The organism is Salinivibrio costicola subsp. alcaliphilus (assembly GCF_001996185.1).
Taxonomy (GTDB): Bacteria; Pseudomonadota; Gammaproteobacteria; order Enterobacterales; family Vibrionaceae; genus Salinivibrio; species Salinivibrio costicola.
Genome location: NZ_MUFR01000012.1, coordinates 17859 through 36264, shown reverse-complemented (window position 1 = coordinate 36264; position 18406 = coordinate 17859). Strand labels below are relative to the sequence as shown.

Genomic DNA, 18406 nt, shown 5'->3' with positions numbered 1-18406 from the left:
CAGTCGAGAGACTGGCCGTTGTTTATTGCGACGATACCATGCGCCACATTAGCAAGGCTGATCGGGAACGAGGATGGTTGGGCCTGATTGAGCATGAGCGTCAGGATAGTCAATGGTGTAATGTAGACCACGACTTTCTTTGCGTTGCATGGCACAACGCACCATCAATTCAGCGACTTGGAGTAAATTACGTAATTCGAGCAAGTTATTCGAGACACGAAAATTAGCGTAGTACTCGTGCGTTTCTTGTTTAAGTAGCTCAATGCGACGCAAAGCACGTTCTAAGCGCTTGGTTGAGCGCACAATCCCCATGTAATCCCACATAAACAGGCGCAGCTCATGCCAATTGTGCTGAATCACCACTTCCTCATCGGAACAAATCACTTGGCTCTCATCCCAAGCTGGCAACGCTGTGTGTGGCTCTATATGGTCTGAGTGGGCTTTAATATGCTCAGCGGCAGACCACGCATACACCACACATTCGAGCAAGGAGTTAGAAGCCATGCGATTTGCACCGTGTAGCCCGGTATAACTCACTTCACCAATGGCATATAAACCAGGCAGATCCGTAGTGCCATTTTTATCCACCATCACACCACCACAGGTATAGTGAGCGGCCGGCACTATCGGGATGGCGTCTTGGGTCAAGTCAATGCCGTACTCTTTTAGCTTCTCGTAAATGGTGGGGAAGTGCTTGGTGATAAATTGCGGATCTTTATGGCTGATATCGAGATACATACAATCAGCGCCAAGCCGTTTCATTTCATAATCAATCGCACGCGCCACGACATCACGGGGAGCAAGCTCACCACGCGGATCAAAGTCTTGCATAAAGCGCGATCCATCCGGGCGTTTTAGGTGCGCACCTTCACCACGTAATGCTTCGGTTAGCAAAAAGTTACGCGCGTCAGGGTGGTATAAACAAGTCGGGTGGAACTGATTAAACTCAAGATTCGCGACACGGCAACCTGCTCGCCATGCCATCGCAATACCATCACCAGAAGAGACGTCTGGGTTAGAGGTGTACTGATACACTTTAGACGCGCCACCTGTTGCCAGCACCGCATCATTGCAGCGGACAGTTTCTACAACTTCTTGATTGCGATTCCAAATATAGGCCCCTAACACATGATTAGGGCCGCCGAGTCCGACTTTTTTACGCGTGATAATGTCCAGCGCGTTATGACGCTCGAGTAGGGTGATATTAGGATGTTGTCGAACGTTATCTTGCAATGAGTTTTGCACCGCCATACCGGTTGCATCGGCGGTGTGTAGAATACGTCGATGACTATGACCACCTTCGCGAGTGAGATGATAACGCGGGGTTTCATCATCACTGTCTTCTTGATCGAAGGGCACGCCACCATCAATCAGCCATTGAACACAGTCTTTGGCGTTACGGGCGATAAAGTCGACAACATCGGTATCACAGATACCGCCACCGGCTATTTGTGTATCTTCGACATGGGACTCCACTGAGTCTTGTTCGTCAAAAACAGCGGCGATGCCGCCTTGTGCGTAGAGTGTCGCCCCTTCACTGAGAGGGCCTTTACTGAGTACGATAACCCGGTGCGTGGGCGCCAAACGTAGCGCCAACGATAAGCCAGCGGCACCGCTGCCGATGACCAACACGTCACATTGATGTTCCTGAGTTGTGGTCGTCATGATCCCTAATCCTCTTTCTGCGCTCCCAATGTTACACCAATTTGACGCGGCCGCGCGCGCTAAGATCAAATCCAGTCTTGCTTGGGTGAAAGTTTGCAACCGTGGCATTGTTTGGGGGACAATACACGCAGCCAAAGACGCGCGCTTTGGTCATTCCGTCACAGTAATGTGATTTCACGCATAATAAAACCAACATGGTGAGGAACTTTTCTCCTAAGCGGTCATCGAATTCTCAGCGAAAGCTCGCAAGCGGGTTTAACCGCGCTCTGACAACGTCGGACCTAGAATGTCGATAATCGGGCGAAAAGATCAACCAAGGAGTAAACGCTCGAATGGGCGAGCAGCTAACCGACCAGGTTCTAATAGAACGTGTACAGAATGGTGACAAGCAAGCTTTCAATCTGTTAGTCGTCAAATATCAAAATAAGGTATGTAACCTTATTGCCCGCTATGTAGGCTCACACAGTGGTGATATTCCGGATATCGCACAAGAAGCGTTTATTAAAGCGTATCGTGCTTTGCCGGGGTTTCGTGGCGAAAGTGCGTTTTATACTTGGTTGTATCGCATTGCAGTGAACACCGCGAAAAACCATTTGGTGGCACAAGGACGACGTCCACCAGGTAGCGATATTGACGCCGACGAAGCAGAAAATTACGAAAGTGGGGGGTCGTTAAAAGAAATATCGAACCCTGAAAACTTGATGTTGTCTGAAGAATTGAGGCAGGTGGTGTTTTCGACCATTGAAACACTGCCTGACGACTTAAGAACCGCAATCACCTTACGCGAGCTCGATGGGCTCAGTTATGAGGAAATTGCACAGGTAATGGATTGTCCAGTCGGTACGGTACGGTCGCGTATATTTCGAGCGCGTGAAGCGGTAGAAAAGCGCATCCGGCCACTGATGAAACGGTAACGAGTTTTACTGGCTGCATGACGGTGACTTGAATGACGGATAAAGAAAAAATTTCGGCGTTATTAGATGGCGAACGGGTGGATACGTCGGTGATCCATGATATAGAGCGAGATAATAGCGCACAACAGACCTGGAGCGACTTCGGCATCATTCGTGATGTGATGCGTGGTGACGCGCCTGGCTCGTTGCAATGGAACATTGCCGATTCTGTCGCGTCCGCGTTGGAAGCAGAACCGGCTTATCAAGGCGCTCACGTTGACAGTAACGTGCACCCGATGCACGAGTCACAGCCGCGTCCGGAAAAGGCGCGTCGCCACCTACCTGGCTGGCTGCAACAGCTCACTCAGGTCAGTGTCGCCGCTTGTGTTTCTCTCGCCGTGATCGTAGGCGTGCAGCATTATAACCAGTCTGAACCAACGTCTCCGGGGGTTGGCAATCAAACCCAACCGCCAGTATTGGAAACGATTCCTTTTGCAGGTGCTGCTGAACCAGTGAGTTTAAGCCGGAATGATTTGCGTGCGACGCCTTCAGAATCTGAAATGATGGAGCAGCGTCGGCGCGTAAATGCAATGCTCAAAGACTATGAATTGCAGCTAAGGTTGAATAAGGATAGTCTGTCTAGCAATCAGACAATGGCACCGTCGACAAGCAGTAGTAAGCAATGAAAAAAACTCTGATCGGTGCGCTTGCGCTGGTCAGTTTGATGTCTGCGCAAGCCTCGGCCGAACCCTCTGCCGAGGCTTTGTTACATCAAATGGATACCGCAAGCGATACCTTGGACTATGAACTGTCCTACATTCTCGTTGGCAAAAATAGCCTAGAGCCACTGCGTTTTCGCCATGCACGGGTAGGTGGCGAAGCGTTTGGTCATCTCATGTATTTAAGTGGTCCGTCGCGAGAAGTAATTCGTCGCGGAAAGGAAATCAGTTATTTTGAACCTGGTTATGACCCTTTCACGATCGCCAGTGATCATATGGTGGCACCATTGCCTACCCTCATTCAGGCCGATATTGATATACTGGCAAACCATTATGACTTTGTCTCAATGGGACATGCGCGCGAGGCGGGCATGGATTGCCAGGTTGTACGTATCACACCGAAAGATGGTGAGCGATATTCGTACGTGCTTTGGCTAGACCAAGACAGTCACCTACCGGTGAGAGCCGATTTACTTGACCGAGATGGGGATCCGCTTGAACAGTATCGCGCCTTATCTCTGGTGGTTACGCCTAAAATTAACGACGCGATGCAAAAACTCACGCAGTTAGCCCTGCCGCCGGTATTAACCCTCCCACAAACAACCCGCCGCTCTGACCTGGATTGGCAGGTGACGGTGCTGCCAGATGGCTTTAAGCCTGTATACAGTAACCGCCATCGTTTAATGATGACTAAGCGGGCAGTGGAAAGCCAAATGTTTAGCGACGGCCTTTTTAGTTTTTCTGTTTATTTAGCCAAAGCCGACGATGTCTCCGTGCGTAAACAGATAGTGCGCCAAGGCCGACGGACGCTGCACAGTGTTATCAATGGCAACGCCGAAATTACAGTGGTGGGGGACATTCCACCGGAGACCGCTAAACGGATTGCTGATTCGGTTCGTATTAATCGCATGCCAACATCACAGACAGAGTAAAAGGTTGCACCATGATTAAAGCACTGGCGGAGGTAACAGGGTACCAAGACGGCTGGCTGTCCCTTGCCTGTCAGCAGCAAACCAGCTGTGGCAGCTGCAAATCGCAAAGCCAGTGTGGCACTGGCATTGTGTCCAAGGCCCTACCCGGAAAAGTGAACCATGTCAGCGTTCGTTCGCCAGAACCGCTGCCGACAGGAACTCTCGTTGAAATTGGCCTCGGTGAAGCCACCTTGGTACGCTCGGCGCTCGTGGTTTATATGGTGCCATTAATGATGATGTTCGTGGGCGCCTTACTGGGACAATTTTTCTTTGCCGCGTTGGCAGGCAGCGGTGAAGGAGGTGTTATCGCACTGAGTCTAGGCTTCGGTGCCCTTGGGGTCGGTATCGCACGACGTTTAGCGAGATATGTCGGGAGTGCCGAACAGCAGCAACCTGAGCTTCTGCGTATCATGGGAGAGCCAATTTCCGAGTTGGCAGTGATAAATACCAGACACCAGGATAGCGACTAGCCACTATTTTCGGTAGAATCCAGCCCAATTGATCTTAGGATCCCATTCTTATTGATAACGAGTAAGTCACACCCACTTATGAAGCATATTCGTAACTTTTCGATCATCGCCCATATTGACCACGGTAAGTCGACGCTTTCTGATCGACTCATTCACGTATGCGGCGGCCTTACTGACCGGGAAATGGCAGAGCAGGTCCTTGACTCCATGGATCTGGAACGTGAACGCGGTATCACCATCAAAGCACAAAGTGTGACACTGAACTATAAAGCCAAAGACGGCAATGAGTATCAGTTGAACTTCATCGATACGCCAGGACACGTCGACTTCTCTTATGAGGTGTCGCGCTCACTGAAGGCATGTGAAGGTGCTTTGCTGGTGGTGGATGCAGGACAAGGGGTTGAAGCACAGACGCTCGCCAACTGCTACACCGCAATGGATATGGACCTTGAAGTGGTCCCTGTCCTGAACAAAATCGATTTACCGGCCGCCGATCCAGACCGTGTGGCGCAAGAAATCGAAGATATTGTTGGTATTGAAGCCATTGAAGCCACGCGTTGTTCAGCCAAAACAGGGGTTGGAGTCGATGGCGTACTCGAAGATATTGTTCGCCTTATTCCACCGCCGGAAGGTAACCCCGACGCCCCCACTCAAGCGTTGATTATCGACTCTTGGTTCGATAAATATCTTGGCGTCGTCTCGTTAGTGCGCATTCGTGAAGGCTCGCTCAAAAAAGGCGACAAAGTGAAAATCATGAGCACGGGCCAAGAATGGAACGTGGACAGCATTGGCATTTTCACGCCCAAGCGTAAAGAGCTTAATGGTTTGCAAACCGGTGAAGTAGGCTGGGTGATCTGTGGGATCAAAGATATCCTCGGCGCACCCGTGGGCGACACCATCACCCATGCCAAAAACGGCTGCGAAAAACGGATTGAAGGGTTCCAAAAAGTTAAGCCTCAGGTGTACGCGGGCTTATTCCCGATTTCATCCGATGATTATGAAAACTTCCGTGATGCCTTGGATAAGTTAAGCCTCAATGATGCGTCGCTTTTCTTTGAGCCAGAGAGCTCTGCGGCGCTTGGCTTCGGTTTCCGTTGTGGTTTCCTTGGCATGCTGCACATGGAGATCATTCAAGAGCGCCTGGAGCGAGAATACGACCTTGAGCTGATCACCACAGCCCCTACGGTTGTTTACGAAGTCACGCAAAACGATGGTGAAGTCATCTATGTAGACAGCCCAGCCAAGCTGCCCCCAGTGAATGACATTCAAGCCATTGGTGAGCCTATCGCGCGTTGTAATATCTTGGTGCCCAATGAATTCGTCGGCAATGTGATCTCCTTGTGTGTTGAGAAGCGTGGTGCCCAAGTGGATATGGTTTATCACGGCAATCAAGTTGCGCTGACCTATGACATACCGATGGCGGAAGTCGTGTTGGACTTTTTCGACCGTATTAAGTCAACATCGCGCGGTTATGCCTCGTTAGATTATAACTTCGAACGTTACGATGTGTCTGACATGGTACGGGTGGATATCTTACTGAATGGCGAGCGTGTCGATGCACTGGCGATTATTACGCACCGTGCTCATGCGCAACCGCGTGGTCGCGAGCTAGTGGAAAAAATGAAAGAGTTTATTCCGCGTCAGCAGTTTGATATCGCCATCCAAGCCTCGATTAGCAATCACATTATCGCCCGTTCAACCGTCAAGCAGTTGCGTAAAAACGTCACGGCAAAATGTTACGGCGGTGATGTGAGTCGTAAGAAAAAACTATTGCAAAAACAAAAAGAAGGTAAGAAGCGCATGAAGCAGGTCGGTAATGTCGAGCTGCCGCAAGAAGCTTTCTTGGCCATTTTGCATGTGGGCAAAGATAAATAACAACGGATTCCATGATGGCCAATACGTTTTCTTTAATTTTAGTGCTGGTGACCTTGGTCACCGGCCTGGTTTGGGCGTTAGATAAATACCGCTGGGCGCCGCGTCGCCGCCAGGCTGCAGGCAAAGCACTGAAGGTCGCACAGACTGATTTGGATGCCGAACAAGTCGCGAAAGTGATGCCACAACCGAGTTGGGTTGAGAATATGGCGTCTATTTTCCCGGTGATCGCGGTGGTTTTAGTGTTGCGATCATTCATTTATGAGCCTTTCCAAATTCCGTCCGGATCGATGATGCCAACCTTATTGGTTGGCGATTTTATTTTGGTGGAAAAATTTGCCTATGGGCTGCGTGATCCGGCTTTTCACACTGAACTGGTTGATACTGGCAAACCTGAGCGCGGTGACATTGTGGTGTTTAAATATCCGCCGCAGCCGAATATTGACTACATCAAGCGTACGGTGGGGCTACCCGGCGATACCATTGTGTATGAAGATAAGCGCTTGTGTATTCAGCCTAAAGGCGAAGCGCAGTGCCAGCCTGTCGCGATAGATAACATTCAGCCTAGTGAATTTGCACAAGGTGGTGTGAATCTGGTGCAAGCACAAGAGCAGCTGGGTGAGCAAGCGCATCAGATCCTTGTCCATCCGAATAAGCGCGATCGAATCAGTGCCTATCAGCCACGTCCGGGCGTCAATCGTTGGGTGGTGCCGGAAGGGCATTACTTTATGATGGGTGATAACCGCGATAACAGTGCGGATAGCCGCTTTTGGGGCTTTGTGCCTGAGCGCAACTTAGTCGGCAAAGCGGTGGCTATTTGGGTCAGCTTCGAATTCGAGCGCAACAGTGACAGCTGGCTACCATCGTGGATACCGACAGGGATACGCTTTAACCGTATTGGTGGAATTGATTAATTCTGGACTATGATGACAAAACTAACAGATAAATTGCAGCGAGAGATCGGCTATCAGTTCAGCAGTGCTGCATTGCTTGAACTGGCGTTGACGCACCGTAGTGCCAATGGCACACATAATGAGCGTCTCGAATTTTTGGGTGACTCAATTCTTAGCTTCGTAATTGCCGAGGATCTTTATCATCGCTTTCCGAAAGTGGATGAAGGGGATATGAGTCGGATGCGCGCGACCTTAGTGCGCGGTAATACACTAGCCGAAATTGGGCGGGAGTTTTCTCTGGGCGAAGTCATGCGCCTTGGCCCAGGAGAACTTAAAAGTGGCGGTTTTCGCCGCGATTCGATTTTGGCTGACGCTGTAGAAGCATTGATTGGCGCCATCTTTTTAGACAGTGATATCAACCGGGTACGAGATATTATCTTGCAATGGTATCAGCAGCGACTCGAAACCATTGAACCGGGTGTCAGCCAAAAAGATCCGAAAACCCGTTTGCAAGAGCTCTTGCAGGGAAAACGTAAACCGTTACCGTCTTATACGGTGATGAAAGTGAAGGGTGAAGCACACAACCAAGAGTTTACGGTAGAGTGCCAGATATCAGGACTGGAGCGTTCTGTGATTGGAAAAGGCAGTAGTCGTCGCAAGGCAGAGCAAGCGGCTGCAGAACTCGCACTACAGAAGTTGACATAATGACTGACACACAGCGCTGCGGCTTTATTGCCATTGTTGGCCGCCCGAACGTAGGAAAATCAACATTGCTGAACCGCTTGGTAGGGCAAAAGTTGTCGATTACCTCGCGTAAACCCCAAACCACGCGTCACCGAATCATGGGCGTGGATACCCGGGATAACTACCAGGCGGTGTATGTCGATACGCCTGGGCTACACATTGAAGAAAAGCGCGCCATTAACCGTCTTATGAATCGGGCTGCAAACAGCTCGTTAACCGACGTTGAATTAGTATTATTTCTCGTGGATGGTACACATTGGACCAATGACGATGAAATGGTGCTTAATAAGCTAGCGCGTTCAGAGTTGCCGACGGTTTTGTTGGTCAACAAAGTGGATAACGTTAAAGAGAAGACGGAGCTGTTTCCGCATCTACAAGCGTTGTCAGAGAAAATGCCGTTTGTCGACGTGATCCCGGTTTCAGCGAAAAACGGGACCAATATTGATGTGGTCGAGCAGCGTGTTCGTGATGCGTTGCCGGCGTCTGAATTCTACTTCCCTGAAGAATATGTTACCGACCGCTCTCAGCGTTTTATGGCCTCAGAAATTATCCGTGAAAAGCTGATGCGTTTTACCGGTGAAGAGCTGCCTTATTCAGTGACGGTTGAAATTGAACGTTTTGACTACAACCCTGAAACCGATGGCTTTCATATTAATGGTTTGATTTTAGTTGAGCGTACCGGCCAGAAGAAAATGGTCATTGGTAAAGGCGGCGAAAAGATCAAACGCATTGGCCGTGAGGCACGCTTAGACATGGAAGATCTCTTCGAACGTAAGGTCTATCTTGAGCTTTGGGTGAAAGTGAAATCCGGCTGGGCTGATGACGAACGCGCGTTGCGCAGTTTAGGCTATATCGACGATCTTTAATTGGCCCGAACATCGGGTCCATGCACTCAGGAGAGGGTGAGTGGACGGCTTTCAACGTGGTTTTGTGCTGCATTCGCGCCCCTATAGTGAATCGAGTCTGCTCTTAGATGTGTTCTCTGAGTTCGAGGGGCGTATCACGCTTCTCGCCAAGGGAGCACGTCGTCCCCGTTCGGCCATAAGAGGCGCACTGCAGCCTTTTACTCCCTTGCTGCTCAAGTGGGGGGGACGCGGTGAATTACGTACATTGCGCAGTGCTGAGGCCACAGGCCTCGCGCTGCCTTTATCAGGCAATGCTCTGTATTCCGGCTTTTACCTCAATGAGTTAGTTATGCGTGTGCTTGAGCCTCATACGCCTTACCCAGCGTTATTTTTCGATTATGTCACCGCCTTAACCCAGCTTGCCCGCTATCACAACCCAGAGCCTGCATTACGCTGCTTTGAGCTTGCGCTGTTAGAAGCACTAGGCTATGGCGTTGATTTTCTTCATTGTGCTGGTAGCGGCGACCCGATCAACGATACTATGACGTATCTATATCGTGAGCAGCAAGGCTTTGTCGCGTCGATCATGAAAAGCCAACATCGGCAATTTACTGGCGCTGATCTACGAGCGTTGGCGACACGACATTTTGAAACGGTGGCACAGCTGCGCGCCGCCAAGCGTTTTACACGTATGGCGCTCAAACCTTATCTTGGTCCTAAGCCGCTAAAAAGCAGAGAATTGTTTAGAAGGAAATAATCATGGATAAAATTTACCTCGGTGTGAACATTGATCACGTTGCGACGATACGTAATGCACGTGGTACCGCGTATCCGGATCCGGTTCATGCGGCGGAGTTAGCTGAGCGTGCTGGAGCGGCAGGGATCACCGTGCATCTTCGTGAAGATCGTCGCCATATCACTGATCGCGATGTCCGTTTACTCAAAGAAACGCTACAAACGCGTATGAATCTGGAAATGGCGGTGACCGATGAAATGGTTGAGATTGCGCTCGAGATTCAACCTGAATTTGTTTGTTTGGTCCCGGAAAAACGTGAAGAGCTCACCACCGAGGGGGGCTTGGATGTCGCAGGCCAGCTGGATAAAGTGAAAGCGGCAACCCAGCGTCTGAGCGAAGCTGGGATTAAGGTTTCCCTTTTTATTGATGCTGATCGCAATCAAATTGAAGCGGCTCATCAATGTGGTGCGCCCTTTATTGAGCTGCATACGGGCCACTACGCGGATGCAACCAATGACAACGATCGCCAATCGGAGCTTAAAAAGATCTCCGCAGCGGCAAGCTCTGCTGTCGACTTGGGGATCAAAGTGAATGCGGGTCATGGCCTGACGTATCATAACGTCACTCCCATCGCGGCGATGCCAGAAATGCATGAGCTGAATATTGGTCATGCAATCATAGGTCGTGCAATGTTTGATGGTTTGCAAAAAGCGGTGGCGGATATGAAAGCGATTATGGAAGCGGCGCGTCGCTAAATGGCCATTGTTGGAATTGGTACAGACATTGTTGAGATTGCGCGTATTGAAAAAGCGTTTGCACGCCAATCGCGCTTTGCCGATCGGATCCTAACCGATAGTGAGCGGGAGCATATGGCAACACATCATGCGCCTGCTCGCTACTTGGCCAAGCGCTTTGCTGCGAAAGAAGCCGCGGCAAAAGCGTTAGGAACCGGGATTGCCGATGGTGTCACGTTTCATGATTTTACCATTACGAATCAGACTTCCGGCCAGCCAGTCCTAAGCCTTTCTGGCCGTGCTGCCCAATTGGCACGCGAGCGTGGCGTTGCGCACTGTTGGCTGACCTTATCGGATGAAAAGGCCTACGCGATCGCGTATGTTATCTTAGAAACGGGTTAACAGCCCTGCGCGTTATCGAGATATTGCGGTGCCAGTTGCTCAATATGTGCAATCTCATCTTGAAGCTCTAACAGCTCAGGTTCGACAGCTGCGATATCTGCCCCGGCTTTTAATTGCGTTTCTAACTCGTGACACAGGCTTTTCAGTTGAGGCACACCGCTATAAGCACAGCTACCGTGGAGCTTGTGGATGGCTTGCCATAAGCTATCGGTCTCTGACTCTCCCGCCAACGCACTAGCGACCACCTTCTTCACTGACGTAAAAGAGGCGAGTAACATTTCTAGCATTTCTTTGGCGAGATCGGCCTTGCCTGCTGCTTGGTTGAGCGCCCGCTGCCAGTCCAGATGACGCGCACTGTGATCCTGGTTAGCCGAATAAGTGGGTAACGGCGCGGCTTGATGAGGTGCTACCGTGTCATCAAAATGCAGCCAACGGCTCAGGGTGCTTTCTAGCATGGCCTCTTCAATGGGTTTGGTGAGGTAATCGTCCATCCCGGCATCAATAAGGCGCTCACGCTCACCAGGCATCGCATGAGCGGTTACTGCTACAATCGGCGTTTGCTGGTTGAGTCCCGCTTTACGGATTTCTTGGCTAGCGGTGACACCGTCCATTTCAGGCATTTGAATATCCATCAAAATGATATCAAAGGCGTATTGGTGTGCCAGTGACAGGGCTTTGACGCCATCATCTGCGGTCACGACTTTCTCTACCCGCTCAGCCAACAAGGCTGTGATCAGTTTCAAGTTCGCGGGATTATCATCGACAGTCATCACGGTGTAGGGCGCCTTTTGCGTGGTGTTAGGTTGAGGTAGCGGCAAAGGCGCCGGCTCGGGTGAACCAAGCAGTGTTTCCAATAGTTTACGCTGCGGGATCGGCTTGGCGACACACGCTCGTACACCGGCTTTCAAAAGATGCTCGGATGCTTCGAGTTCGGTGGTGGGTAAGCAAACCACCACTGACTGCGCTTGCTGCTCACAGAGACTGACTGCATCTTGCATCTCACTGAGCGCAGGCATGCTCCCAGCATCAAAACAAAGGAGAGCAAAATGATACTGACGGTCAGTGAGCACATGGGTGCCGGACGCGGTATCAACGTTTAGGCCCACCTGGCTCAGTCGTTTGCGCAAAATCTCTCTGGTACGCGCATTGGGCTCCACAATCAGAATATCGCGCCCGACCAAAGGCTCGATGTCGAGTGGCTGCGATACCGGTAAATCAGTTTGTGTCAGCTGCAGCGTAAACCAGAATGATGAACCTTGGTGAAGGCGACTGGTAAAGCCAATATCGCCGCCCATTTGTTGGACTAATTTTTGCGTGATCACAAGCCCGAGCCCAGTACCGCCATAACGGCGCGAGATACTGGCGTCTGCCTGTCTAAACGCTTGGAAAAGCTGCGCTTGTTGACGTTCAGAGATCCCAATGCCGGTGTCTTTGACCATCAATTGCAGTTCGACGGTTTCATCGTGTAGCTGTTTAAGATCGACACTGACATCAATATTACCTCGCTCGGTAAATTTCGCCGCGTTGCCAATCAAATTGATTAAAACTTGTTGGATACGAAGCGGATCGCCAACCGCTCCCGCAGGAATCCGAGCATCGGTGCGCAGGGTTAGCTCTAGCCCTTTCTCATGCGCCATAGGGGCGAGTAGGCGCATCACTTCGTCGAGCATCTCTTGCACGTCGAACGGAATGTTTTCTAACAGCAACTTACCCGCTTCCAGCTTAGAGAAATCTAAGATGTCATTGATGATCGTCAGCAGGTTATTGGCGGATTTTTCAATGGTGAGAAGGTAATCTCGTTGACTACTACTGAGCTCGGTTTTTAGCATTTGTCGCGTAAAGCCAATCACCCCGTTGAGCGGTGTACGCAGCTCATGGGACATATTGGCGAGAAACTCGGATTTAACCCGTGCCGCTTCTTGCGCGTTTTTCTTGGCAATGTCTAACTCAACGTTTTGGATCTCGAGCTGCTCTAAGGTTTCGCGTAGATCACTGGTCGCCTGATCAATACTTTGTTGCATTTCCAAATGGTATTCGGACAATGAGATTGCCATTGCATTGATGCCATTTTTTAAGGTATCCAGCTCGCCGAGCAGCTCACCTTCAATCCGCACGTCAAGATGGCCTCGTCGAATTCTATCGACCAAGGTCACCATGTTGCCGATTGGATGAGTCACATCGGCAATCAAACGGTAAGCGAAAAAGCAGGAGAGAATCCCGCCCAGCGCGACCATAACCAGCGCTGTGATCATTTCCTGGTACTGTTTCAACCGTACTGAGCTAAGGTCCAACTCCATCGCGATATACCCCAAAGGGCGCTCGACATTGAGTCCGGGGGTAAAGCGTCCAATTTCTAAAATCGGTGCACGCAAAATCAAGGTATCTTGCTGTTGGCTAACCTGTAATTGTGTGGGAATAGGTTGGCCACTATCGACGGAGAGCATGGCTAAATTGCGGTGGTAATTCGAGGTTACAAACAGCTCGTTACGACGATCGAACACGGCAATACTTCGCACAAACTGAGAATGCTGGCGGTGAGCAAAGCCGATGAGCCGGCGCACGTTTTCACGACTGTCATTTTTCAATCCCACTTCGCTGGCAATGGCGAGCGGTTCTATAATCGCAGAACCGGTTACCGTGAGTTGCTGTTCAAGGTCTTGATAGCGGGTGCTGGTGAAAAATGCACTGAGTAATAGCCCAACAATGAGTGTCGGTGCAATAGTGAGTACAGAAACACGGGTGCGGAGGCCATATTTGGTCATGCTAGATAAACTATGGGAAAATAATCACGACAATTAGCGCCAGTGTACATGATTCAATCACAAAATAGTCAGCGAACTATCACAACTCCCACTGGCAGGATCTCTTGACTGGCTTGGCAACAAGCTTTAAACACTGGAATACGACATGGCGCGCTTTTTTAAGCCCGAAAAAAATAAAAAGGTTGAGCAAAAGCATCAGCTGATAACCATTAAACGCTTAGACCATCATGGCGATGGCGTTGGCTTTTTGGATAAAAAACCGGTGTTTGTCCCAGGTACCTTGCCGGAAGAGCAAGCCTTGGTACAGCTGACCGAACAAAAACGGCAATATGCGCGCGGCCAATTAATTAAACTCGATAGCCACGCCACACAACGTGTTGAGCCAGGGTGCCCGGTTTATCAGCAGTGCGGTGGTTGCAGCTTGCAGCATCTAAGCCATGAAGGGCAGGTTACGCATAAACAGCAAACGCTGAATGAGCTGATGCAAAAATTTGCTGGGGAAGAGGCAACACTGTCGGCACCTATTACAGATAGGCCATGGCAGTATCGGCGTCGTGCGCGCATCAGTCTTCAGGTTGATAAAAAGGGGGCATTGGCAATGGGGTTTCGTGCTCGCCAACGCAGTGCGATTATCAATGTTAGCCATTGTCCGGTCCTGAGTGAGCCATTGAATACCTTGCTTGCGCACTTGCGCCCGTGTTTGGATGGCCTGCGTGGTCGACGTATTTTGGGTCATCTTGATCTGATTGAGGCTGACAACACCACGGTAGTGTCGTTGCGTACCACCAAGGTATTGCACAGTGATGACCGTCAAGCATTGTGCCACTGGGCAGAAACTCAAGGCTGCACCTTTTATCTTCATCAAGGCGATGGCGCACCTGAACGTCTTATCGGCGCCGCGCCAGATTACCAAGTGGCGGGATGTCGCCTTGCGTTTCAACCGAATGACTTTATTCAGGTCAACCCGACGGTCAATCAGAACATGGTGTCACAGGCACTGGATTGGCTAGCGCTAGAGAAAGAAGATCGTGTCTTGGATCTCTTTTGTGGATTGGGTAACTTTAGTGTCCCCGCTGCCAAACTGGTTGGGCACGTTGTCGGGGTGGAAGGCGTGCAAGCCATGGTGAATCAGGCGGCAGATAATGCGAAGATAAATGGTTGTGATAACACCTGTTTTTATCAAGCTGATTTAAATAGCGACGCGTTAGAAGGAGAGTGGACCCATTTCGATTTTACCAAAATCTTACTCGATCCGGCACGCGCAGGGGCTGCGGGTGTTATAGACTTTGTGGCACAATCGAGGGCTTCACATATTGTTTATGTGTCCTGTAATCCTGCCACCCTGGCGCGCGATGCCCGCGTGCTGCTTGATAATGGTTATGCACTTGTCAAATTAGGGATGCTGGATATGTTTCCACAAACAGGACACATGGAATCGATGGCCTTGTTTAAGCCGGTGACGAACAAGCGGGCATAAGCGTTTAGTGGCTTGTCGTTATCGACATGCCTCTCTTGTCAGTAAGAGAGTTAAGGATAGGAACAGTTATGGTTGCGGTACGAGAAGCCCACCTACACGAAGATGAAACATTTGAGGTTAACACCTGGGTTAAGCGACTCGGGCAAGACGCATCGACGACACAAGCCTTGTTAGACGGCTACCAATATTGTCGAGCATTGAGTGACGATGAATCAGCACTCAGCCAGCCTTTGTGGCGAGGCCGAGAGATGATCGAAATCCTCGTGACATTAAGCATGGATGCCGACACCTTGCTGGCCGCGCTATTATTTCCGATGGTCGACGCCGAACTGGTCACCCTGGAGACACTGGCGGACGACTATTCGATGTCGATAGTCAACCTGATTCGCGGTGTGCAGCAGACCGCTGCGATTCGGCATTTAAATACCCAAGCCGACGATGAGGCCACGTCCTCGCAAGTTGATAATGTGCGCCGTATGTTGCTCTCTATGGTGGAAGACTTTCGTTGCGTGGTGATTAAACTCGCCGAGCGTATTTGCCATTTACGTGAAGTGAAAGATGCGCCAGAGTCTGTGCGTCAGCAAGCAGCGAAAGAGAGCGCTAACATTTATGCGCCTTTGGCTAACCGATTGGGAATTGGTCAGCTAAAGTGGGAGCTTGAAGATTACGCGTTCCGTTACCAACATGCGCAAACCTATAAACAAATCGCCAAGCAGCTGGCCGAGCGACGCATTGACCGTGAAAACTATATCAGTGCCTTTGTCGAAGGGCTCCAGCAGGAAATGGAAGCGTCGCATATTAATGCACAGGTATATGGACGCCCGAAGCATATTTATAGTATCTGGCGCAAAATGCAGAAGAAAAACCTGGAGTTTGATGAGTTGTTTGATGTGCGCGCTGTGCGCATCATTGCGGATCAACTTCAGGATTGTTACGCCGCATTAGGTGCCGTCCATACCCAGTTCCGTCATCTACCCAAAGAATTTGATGATTATGTCGCCAACCCCAAGCCGAACGGTTATCAGTCAATTCACACCGTGGTGCTGGGGCCGGAAGGCAAGCCCGTTGAGATTCAAATTCGCACCAAACAAATGCACGATGATGCAGAGCTAGGTGTAGCGGCCCATTGGAAATATAAAGAAGGCTCAGCCAGTGGCCGCAGTGGCTACGATGGAAAAATCACCTGGCTGCGTAAGCTATTGGCATGGCAAGAAGAAATGTCTGATTCGGGCGAAATGCTTGATGAGTTGCGTAGCCAAGTGTTCGACGATCGGGTATATGCGTTCACCCCGCGCGGCGATGTCGTCGACTTACCTATAGGGGCAACGCCACTTGATTTTGCCTACCACATCCATTCAGAAGTGGGTCATCGTTGCATTGGTGCCAAAGTAGAAGGGCGAATTGTTCCGTTCACCTATCACCTACAAATGGGCGATCAGGTTGAAATCATCACGCAAAAAGAGCCTAACCCGTCGCGAGATTGGCTCAATCCCAGCCATGGATTTGTTAACTCAAGTCGTGCGCGCGCCAAAATAAATGCTTGGTTCCGCAAGCAAGACAAAGACAAGAACATTGCTGCCGGTAAAGAAATCTTGGATACCGAGCTACAAAAAATTGGCGGCATCAGTAAAGATGCCAATTTGGCGCTAAAACGCTTTAACGTTAACACGCTGGACGAGCTTTATGCCGGCGTGGGCAGTGGTGATTTGCGCATTAATCAGGTAGTGAACCATATTAATGGCCTGATTAATAAACCGAGCCTGGAAGAAGAAGAGCAGCAGTTGTTAGAAAAACTGCAGCAAAGCGAACAAAAACCGAGCACCGGCAAAGCCCACCGCGATGCCGTGGTTGTCGAAGGTGTTGATAACCTGATGACGCATCTCGCGCGCTGCTGCCAGCCGTTGCCGGGTGATGACATTAAAGGATTTGTTACCCAAGGGCGTGGTATTTCGGTCCATCGTGCAGATTGCGAGCAGCTTAATGAGCTTAGCCATCATGCACCGGAGCGGATTATCGCCACGGTGTGGGGGAAAGGCCATATTGGTCAATACCATGTACGCATTCGCCTTTCGGCAAACGAACGAACCGGGCTGGTCAAAGATATCAATAACGTGTTAAGCAATGAGAAAGCACGGGTAGCCGGGATGCAAAGCCGGGTTGATTATAAAAAGCAAATGTCGATCATGGACTTTGATCTCGAAATCTCTGATTTAGATACCTTAAGCCGCGTTGTAAACCGGCTTGAACAAGTGAAAGACGTGGTCGAAGCGAAACGCCTCCGCTAATACATTCGCCCTGTTTCGACAGGGCGTTTTTTTCATGAAGGAACCTTCTTATGGCGTCAATTGACAACTTACTGACGATCATGGCGACCTTACGCGACCCTAATCATGGTTGTGACTGGGACAAGGCACAAACCTTTGCCTCTATCGTGCCTCATACCTTAGAAGAGGCGCACGAAGTGGCTGACGCCATCGAGCGTAAAAACTGGTCGGACCTAAAAGATGAGTTGGGCGACCTTCTTTTTCAAATTGTGTTCTACAGTCAATTAGGGCGCGAACAACATCGATTTGATTTTGACGATGTCGTCAGTGCAGTGTGCGATAAGCTCACGCGTCGTCACCCTCACGTATTCGGTCCTAAAGATGCGGACGGGAAGCCATTAAGCTCGCCTGATTGGGAAGATATTAAGGCGCAAGAGCGCGCAGAGAAAATGCCCTCAACCCAATCCTGCAGTCTATTAGATGGCGTGACTCAGGGGTTGCCCGCGTTAACTCGCGCCCACAAGCTACAAAAACGATGTGCAAGGGCAGGGTTTGATTGGCCAACCGTGGCGCCGGTTATCGAGAAAGTGCGAGAAGAGCTGGAAGAGGTCGAACATGAATTGGCACAGACACCGGTTGACGCAAGCCGTGTGGAAGACGAAGTTGGCGATCTTTTGTTTGCTGTCGTCAATGTCGCGCGCCACCTAGGCACGGATGCTGAGCAGGCGTTGCGCGCAGCCAATCAGAAATTTGAACGTCGCTTTCGTGGCGTTGAAAACCAATTACGTGATAATGGAAAAAATATTCAACAATGTCAGCTGGATGAACTAGAATCGGCGTGGCAAGCGGTTAAAAAAGACGAGTAAGGCAATATCCTGTAATTGGCATAATTGATTTGTGACAATTAAAAACACCAGGGTGTGTGGTAGCTTTCACATTGTGGGAGTCAGTGGGGTCTG

General features: G+C 50.2%; 16 protein-coding genes. 14 read left to right on the top strand and 2 right to left on the bottom strand.

The annotated features are described in order from the left end of the window. Positions 1-48 precede the first annotated feature (48 nt). Positions 49-1665 (bottom strand): L-aspartate oxidase, encoded by a 1617-nt coding sequence (gene nadB, locus BZJ21_RS05780; protein ID WP_077669335.1) that lies wholly within the window; start codon positions 1663-1665, stop codon positions 49-51. Between the two features lie 332 nt (positions 1666-1997). On the opposite strand from nadB, the gene rpoE reads away from it, so the two are divergent. The 11 genes from rpoE to acpS all read left to right on the top strand — a co-directional run bounded on the left by rpoE (position 1998) and on the right by acpS (position 10944). Continuing rightward, entirely contained in the window at positions 1998-2579 is a 582-nt protein-coding gene (gene rpoE, locus BZJ21_RS05775) for an RNA polymerase sigma factor RpoE (protein WP_021022105.1), read from the top strand. A gap of 32 nt (positions 2580-2611) precedes the next feature. Then, a complete protein-coding gene (locus BZJ21_RS05770) occupies positions 2612-3244 on the top strand; it encodes an RseA family anti-sigma factor (protein ID WP_077459794.1) in 633 nt (210 codons plus the stop codon). After that, positions 3241-4209, top strand: coding sequence for a sigma-E factor regulatory protein RseB (rseB, locus tag BZJ21_RS05765; protein ID WP_077459793.1), 969 nt, complete (start codon positions 3241-3243; stop codon positions 4207-4209). Before BZJ21_RS05770 ends, rseB begins: the two co-directional genes overlap by 4 nt. An 11-nt stretch (positions 4210-4220) precedes the next feature. Beyond that, positions 4221-4718 (top strand): SoxR reducing system RseC family protein, encoded by a 498-nt coding sequence (locus BZJ21_RS05760; RefSeq protein ID WP_077669334.1) that lies wholly within the window; start codon positions 4221-4223, stop codon positions 4716-4718. 78 nt (positions 4719-4796) lie between these two features. Continuing rightward, positions 4797-6593 (top strand): translation elongation factor 4, encoded by a 1797-nt coding sequence (lepA, locus tag BZJ21_RS05755; protein ID WP_077669333.1) that lies wholly within the window; start codon positions 4797-4799, stop codon positions 6591-6593. A 14-nt stretch (positions 6594-6607) separates the two neighbouring features. Further along, positions 6608-7504 (top strand): signal peptidase I, encoded by an 897-nt coding sequence (gene lepB, locus BZJ21_RS05750; RefSeq protein WP_021022100.1) that lies wholly within the window; start codon positions 6608-6610, stop codon positions 7502-7504. 12 nt (positions 7505-7516) lie between these two features. Beyond that, positions 7517-8188: a ribonuclease III gene (gene rnc, locus BZJ21_RS05745; RefSeq protein ID WP_028569567.1), complete on the top strand. Its 672-nt coding sequence runs from the start codon at positions 7517-7519 to the stop codon at positions 8186-8188. After that, positions 8188-9093 (top strand): GTPase Era, encoded by a 906-nt coding sequence (era, locus tag BZJ21_RS05740; RefSeq protein WP_021022098.1) that lies wholly within the window; start codon positions 8188-8190, stop codon positions 9091-9093. Before rnc ends, era begins: the two co-directional genes overlap by 1 nt. A gap of 40 nt (positions 9094-9133) precedes the next feature. Continuing rightward, a complete protein-coding gene (gene recO, locus BZJ21_RS05735; RefSeq protein WP_021022097.1) occupies positions 9134-9829 on the top strand; it encodes a DNA repair protein RecO in 696 nt (231 codons plus the stop codon). 2 nt (positions 9830-9831) lie between these two features. Then, positions 9832-10563 (top strand): pyridoxine 5'-phosphate synthase, encoded by a 732-nt coding sequence (pdxJ, locus tag BZJ21_RS05730; protein ID WP_021022096.1) that lies wholly within the window; start codon positions 9832-9834, stop codon positions 10561-10563. After that, complete coding sequence (gene acpS / locus BZJ21_RS05725) at positions 10564-10944, top strand: holo-ACP synthase (RefSeq protein WP_077669332.1); 381 nt, start codon at positions 10564-10566, stop codon at positions 10942-10944. It abuts the gene before it with no gap. Here the strand turns inward: acpS and barA are convergent. Beyond that, positions 10941-13706: a two-component sensor histidine kinase BarA gene (gene barA / locus BZJ21_RS05720; RefSeq protein WP_077669331.1), complete on the bottom strand. Its 2766-nt coding sequence runs from the start codon at positions 13704-13706 to the stop codon at positions 10941-10943. The genes acpS and barA overlap by 4 nt on opposite strands. A 145-nt stretch (positions 13707-13851) precedes the next feature. On the opposite strand from barA, the gene rlmD reads away from it, so the two are divergent. The 3 genes from rlmD (at position 13852) to mazG (ending at position 18313) form a co-directional block, all read left to right on the top strand. Continuing rightward, positions 13852-15183, top strand: a complete 1332-nt coding sequence (gene rlmD / locus BZJ21_RS05715; RefSeq protein WP_077669330.1) for a 23S rRNA (uracil(1939)-C(5))-methyltransferase RlmD — start codon at positions 13852-13854, stop codon at positions 15181-15183. A 68-nt stretch (positions 15184-15251) separates the two neighbouring features. Next, positions 15252-17468, top strand: a complete 2217-nt coding sequence (relA, locus tag BZJ21_RS05710) for a GTP diphosphokinase (RefSeq protein WP_077669329.1) — start codon at positions 15252-15254, stop codon at positions 17466-17468. A 50-nt stretch (positions 17469-17518) separates the two neighbouring features. After that, positions 17519-18313: a nucleoside triphosphate pyrophosphohydrolase gene (mazG, locus tag BZJ21_RS05705; protein ID WP_021022091.1), complete on the top strand. Its 795-nt coding sequence runs from the start codon at positions 17519-17521 to the stop codon at positions 18311-18313. The last annotated feature ends 93 nt before the right edge of the window (positions 18314-18406 follow it).

Excerpts from the sequence above, each read along its gene's own strand:
- lepB (WP_021022100.1), top strand. The coding sequence starts at position 6,608 with ATGGCCAATACGTTTTCTTTAATTTTAGTGCTGGTGACCTTGGTCACC.
- rpoE (WP_021022105.1), top strand. The coding sequence starts at position 1,998 with ATGGGCGAGCAGCTAACCGACCAGGTTCTAATAGAACGTGTACAGAAT.
- lepA (WP_077669333.1), top strand. The coding sequence starts at position 4,797 with ATGAAGCATATTCGTAACTTTTCGATCATCGCCCATATTGACCACGGT.
- BZJ21_RS05760 (WP_077669334.1), top strand. The coding sequence starts at position 4,221 with ATGATTAAAGCACTGGCGGAGGTAACAGGGTACCAAGACGGCTGGCTG.
- BZJ21_RS05770 (WP_077459794.1), top strand. The coding sequence starts at position 2,612 with ATGACGGATAAAGAAAAAATTTCGGCGTTATTAGATGGCGAACGGGTG.
- nadB (WP_077669335.1), bottom strand. The coding sequence starts at position 1,665 with ATGACGACCACAACTCAGGAACATCAATGTGACGTGTTGGTCATCGGC.
- rlmD (WP_077669330.1), top strand. The coding sequence starts at position 13,852 with ATGGCGCGCTTTTTTAAGCCCGAAAAAAATAAAAAGGTTGAGCAAAAG.
- pdxJ (WP_021022096.1), top strand. The coding sequence starts at position 9,832 with ATGGATAAAATTTACCTCGGTGTGAACATTGATCACGTTGCGACGATA.
- relA (WP_077669329.1), top strand. The coding sequence starts at position 15,252 with ATGGTTGCGGTACGAGAAGCCCACCTACACGAAGATGAAACATTTGAG.
- barA (WP_077669331.1), bottom strand. The coding sequence starts at position 13,706 with ATGACCAAATATGGCCTCCGCACCCGTGTTTCTGTACTCACTATTGCA.
- era (WP_021022098.1), top strand. The coding sequence starts at position 8,188 with ATGACTGACACACAGCGCTGCGGCTTTATTGCCATTGTTGGCCGCCCG.
- acpS (WP_077669332.1), top strand. The coding sequence starts at position 10,564 with ATGGCCATTGTTGGAATTGGTACAGACATTGTTGAGATTGCGCGTATT.
- mazG (WP_021022091.1), top strand. The coding sequence starts at position 17,519 with ATGGCGTCAATTGACAACTTACTGACGATCATGGCGACCTTACGCGAC.
- rseB (WP_077459793.1), top strand. The coding sequence starts at position 3,241 with ATGAAAAAAACTCTGATCGGTGCGCTTGCGCTGGTCAGTTTGATGTCT.
- rnc (WP_028569567.1), top strand. The coding sequence starts at position 7,517 with ATGACAAAACTAACAGATAAATTGCAGCGAGAGATCGGCTATCAGTTC.